Below are 4,229 nucleotides of genomic sequence, written 5' to 3' on the forward strand. Positions count from 1 at the left end.
GCGGGATCCTGCACCGGGAGCGGCTACGTCAGCTCGGCATCCCTGGCCACAAAGGTGACCACCTGGTCGTCGGGCCATGGCTCCTCTCACCTGCCTTCGCGACGGCCGTCGGTGACCGGCTGCCCGCACTGGTCGAGGAACACGCTCGCGCGCATCCACTGGATCCGGCGGTCCCGCTGGCGGTCCTGGCGTCGCGGCTGCGACTGCCCTCCCCCGATCTGGTCCGGGCGCTGGTGCGCCCACCCATGCGCGTGGTCGAAGGCCGGGTCGTCGGGCCCGAGGCCGCCGCGCTGCCGAACCGCATCCGAGACGCCGTCGAGGTGGTGCGTCGCGAGCTGGGGGCTGCTCCGTTCGTCGCCCCGACCGCCGACCGGCTCCGCGAGCTCGGCCTCGACGACCGGGCGTTGGGAGCGGCCCATCGCAGCGGGCAGCTGTGGCGGGTCGGCCCGGGAATCGTCCTGCTCCCCGACGCCCTCGACGTCGCAATCACACGGCTCCGGGAACTGGAGCAGCCATTCACGACCAGTGCCGCGCGCAAACGGCTGGAAACAAGTCGACGGGTGGTGCTGCCGCTACTCGACCAACTCGACCGGGCCGGCCGCACGCGACGGCTGGCCGACGACCGCCGCCAAGTCACCCGGTAGGGCCGCAACATCGGCGGACAGACGAGATCCCGGTGACAGCAGGCGATCTCGGTCCTCGCCGTGCCGGCCCGAACCCCGAGCGTCGTCCAGAAGGCGCCCGGCCGAGCGGTGAACTGCCCGGCGCCGACGCGGTACTGCTCGGCCGAGCGTATATGTACGAGTTGGCGATCGCGGGGCAGCGTGGGGTCGAAGAAGTCATCCGTAACGTGATCGCCGAGCATGAGACTGCTGCCGCAGCGCCTCCAGATTCTGCCGCATCTGCGGCCTCATGTCGCGGTGTTGCGGTTGCAGACGTGCATAGAGCCAGAACAACGGGCGGTACGGCAATACGTCGATGCGATACGAGTGAATCACCCGCGTCCGGTCACCGTCGGCTTCGAATGTGTATGTCCAAGTGGTCGAGTCGTGGTAGAGCGGGTTGCGCCGATCCGACAACGTCCGGAAACCGAACTTCTCGCCCGGATCGGCGGCGGTCACCTCGCAGACCCGAGACCAGCGCATGTGATGTGCGCGGTTGCGCCCGCGGAAGCGAGCCTCGACGGTCCCCGATGGCCGGCCCGGCAGCCATGCGCAGCTGCGGCACTCGGGGCTACGTTCGCCGATGCGGGTGACGTCTGCGACCGTGTCGTACAACTGCTGGGCCGGGGCGTCGATCCACATTTCTACCGAGCCCTCGGTGCGAGGCGGCGCGCCGAGTCGCGGACCGACGTCGAGTTCGGCGCCCCACCGCGCGGCGCACGCCTGCCGGTAGGAGCGCTCGAACGCATGGAGCAGCATGAACCGGGTGGCGGGATCGACTTTGCCAACCGCGACGTCGTAGTCTTCCCGGTCGACGCCGTCGATGATCCAGTGAGCTTCGATTCCCAACTCCCGCTTGGTCTTCGAGGCAATGAACACCCTTTGCTCCACCTCGTCCCACTGACGAGAGGTCAAGGTTCGGGTGACGACGGGCATCATTTCGCTCTCTTCCCGTTGCAGATGCGGGAGCAGCACCCCCCCGAGATCGGCGAGAGAGATCGAAAGTTCCTCTCGGGCAGCAGGATCTGCGCGGTACTCGGTTGCTGCGGCGGTAACCCGCTCGATCTCGGGACCTATCCGTGCATGGTCGGTATTCATCACGTCGAGCAGAGCTCCGGCGGCCGGGTTCAACTCCCGGACCAGGGGCCACAGCCCAGCGTCCTCACCGCGGTGGTGCAGGTGCAGGAAATGCATCATCCACACAAGGTGATCGGCGAGGGCGACCCGCTGAGTCCGTCCGGGCTCCGGTGCTGCGCGCAGCACCTGTCCGGCGCGCGCGAGGTCGCGGCGCAAGGCGTTGTGCACGATACGCATAATGCGCGTGTCGGCGGGGGGCAGAGGGTCGGTTTTCATGACCTACTCCAGATAATGGCGCCCGAGTGTCACACCGGGCGGTGAAGGATCTCTTCGATGCGGCCCATCAGCCATGCCTCGTAACGGACGCGACTCCAACCGCATTCGTCCACGAACAGGGCATAGACCTGCTCGCCGGTCTGGACCCAAAGCTCGTCGACCTGAGCGGAATGGGGACGGCGGCCCATGATCAGGCCGGCGACGTCGGCGACCGAACGCCTGCGTTGCCCATCCAGATCGGCACCTATATCGGCGAGCGTGGCATCCACCATCGCACCCTGACGAAGTGCCACAGCCAGGCGATACAGGCGCTCGTTGATCGACGTAGCCATGTGCGCGGCGAGTTGGATCCGATCGCCGGTCGTGCGCGCCGCACCGATCGCCTTGTAGACGCGTCGGTCGGCCAGCGGAAGCGGCTCGTCATCGCCCACCACCGCGACGTCCAGCGCCGCCTTCAACAGCTGCGCCTTGGATCCGAATGTCGCGTAGACGGTTTCGACGGAGACGCCCGCGGTCCGCGCGACATCACGCATCGCCGTGCCCGCCCAGCCACGTTCGGCGAACAACCTGACGGCGACCTCGAGTACGCCCGCTCGCGTCTGAGCCGCCTGCATCCGACGCAGCGGAGAGCGGTACCGGCGGCTCTCGGATCCGCCGGCCGAGTCGTACTCGACCGTCGCCATAGCCACAATTTAGAACGCATGAGTTTTCAATACAAGACCGTTCCGGTGAATTTCGCCCCCCGCCCCCCCGGGGCCGGACATGTCGACCGTGCGTTCGCGCGAGGTCGGCCAAGGCGCCGAGGACCCCTATCAGTTCAGAACAGCGCCACGCGCTGCTTGCCGCCCGTCGTGTTCGGTTGATCGGCTTGTACCGGCTGCCGGCCCGAGCGGTCGGTGACACACTCGAACGGTGAGCGACGAACCCACACCCGCGCCGGTCTGGAATTACCTCATGGACATGGATGGCGTTCTGGCCCGCGAGGAACACCTGATTCCCGGCGCCGACGCGTTCCTGACCGAACTGCGCGAGAACGACATTCCGTTCATGGTGCTCACCAACAATTCCATCCGCACCCCGCGGGACCTGCGAGCCCGACTGCTGCGCACCGGGCTCGACGTCCCGGAGAAGTCGATCTGGACCTCGGCGCTGGCAACGGCGACGTTCCTGGCGAATCAGCGCCCCGGGGGCAGCGCGTACGTGGTGGGCGAATCGGGGTTGACCACCGCCCTGCACGACATCGGCTACGTCCTGACCGACAGCGATCCGGACTACGTCGTTCTGGGAGAAACGCGCACGTACTCGTTCGAGGCGATCACCAGAGCGATCCGGCTCGTCGAGCGGGGCGCCCGGTTCATCGCGACCAATCCGGATCCGACCGGTCCGTCGCGGGAGGGCTCGCTCCCCGCCACCGGGGCGGTTGCTGCCCTGATCACCCGCGCGACGGGTCGCGCGCCGTACTTCGTGGGCAAACCGAATGCCCTGATGATGCGGTCCGCCCTGCGCGCGATCGGTGCGCACTCCGCACACACGCTGATGATCGGCGACCGCATGGACACCGACATCGTCTGCGGCCTCGAGGCAGGCCTGCAGACACTGCTGGTCCTGACCGGCATCTCCACCCGCGAGTCCGTCGAGATGTTTCCCTACCGGCCCACCCGCGTCATCGAGTCGATCGCGGATCTGGTGGGGCGCACCGCGAATCCGTTCTGATGGCGCGTATCACCGTGGCCGGCGTCCGAGCGCGGGCCCGCCACCGAATACGTCGCGATGCGAATCCGGTTGGTTGCCTTGCCAACTGCAGCAAGAGGGACTCGTGGTGACCGGCGGCCGCGGCCGCCTCCACGTCCGTCACCTCGACACCGAAGAAGTCGAAGATCATGTACGCCGGCCGCGAAAAAGCCGGCGGAAACATGGACACGGACCGCCACCACGAGATGGCCGACGCCATCGAGACCGGAGAACCCCACACCGCTGTACAAGCAATACGCACCCACCTGTACTGGGGTAGCACGCAATCTCGTCGCATAGTCCCCGCTGAATGCTCACAGCGCCAGACGTGACCGGTCTATCCGCGCCGCACCCCGAACCCGCTCGCTGCTCGTTCACCCGGCTCCGCATGCCAGGGACCCCGCCGGTGACGCCCGAGCACCGGCAGAATCGGCGCACTGCCTCCCGGCTGATCGCCGCTACCACGTTCTGTGCACACGAAGA

At 67.5% G+C, this 4,229-nt stretch carries 4 protein-coding genes; 2 read left to right on the plus strand and 2 right to left on the minus strand.

Going from position 1 to position 4,229, the window contains the following annotated elements:
- A partial coding sequence (locus Q8814_RS24655; RefSeq protein WP_330154594.1) for a SelB domain-containing protein occupies nt 1-644 on the plus strand: 644 nt, incomplete at its 5' end.
- 195 nt (nt 645-839) lie between these two features.
- On the opposite strand, the gene Q8814_RS24660 is transcribed toward Q8814_RS24655, so the two are convergent.
- Together Q8814_RS24660 and Q8814_RS24665 are read right to left on the minus strand one after the other, a co-directional pair.
- Nucleotides 840-2,015 (minus strand): hemerythrin domain-containing protein, encoded by a 1,176-nt coding sequence (locus Q8814_RS24660; protein WP_330154595.1) that lies wholly within the window; start codon nt 2,013-2,015, stop codon nt 840-842.
- A gap of 29 nt (nt 2,016-2,044) precedes the next feature.
- Complete coding sequence (locus tag Q8814_RS24665; protein WP_330154596.1) at nt 2,045-2,698, minus strand: helix-turn-helix domain-containing protein; 654 nt, start codon at nt 2,696-2,698, stop codon at nt 2,045-2,047.
- Nucleotides 2,699-2,969: 271 nt separating this feature from the next.
- Here Q8814_RS24665 and Q8814_RS24670 point away from each other — a divergent pair, with 271 nt between their 5' ends.
- Nucleotides 2,970-3,728, plus strand: a complete 759-nt coding sequence (locus Q8814_RS24670; RefSeq protein ID WP_330154597.1) for an HAD-IIA family hydrolase — start codon at nt 2,970-2,972, stop codon at nt 3,726-3,728.
- The last annotated feature ends 501 nt before the right edge of the window (nt 3,729-4,229 follow it).

This window comes from Rhodococcus chondri (assembly GCF_036327435.1).
GTDB lineage: Bacteria > Actinomycetota > Actinomycetes > Mycobacteriales > Mycobacteriaceae > Rhodococcus > Rhodococcus chondri.

What these genes read in the sequence shown, in the direction of transcription:
- Q8814_RS24660 (WP_330154595.1), bottom strand. Translation starts at nt 2,015, where the DNA reads ATGAAAACCGACCCTCTGCCCCCCGCCGACACGCGCATTATGCGTATC.
- Q8814_RS24665 (WP_330154596.1), bottom strand. Translation starts at nt 2,698, where the DNA reads ATGGCGACGGTCGAGTACGACTCGGCCGGCGGATCCGAGAGCCGCCGG.
- Q8814_RS24670 (WP_330154597.1), top strand. Translation starts at nt 2,970, where the DNA reads ATGGACATGGATGGCGTTCTGGCCCGCGAGGAACACCTGATTCCCGGC.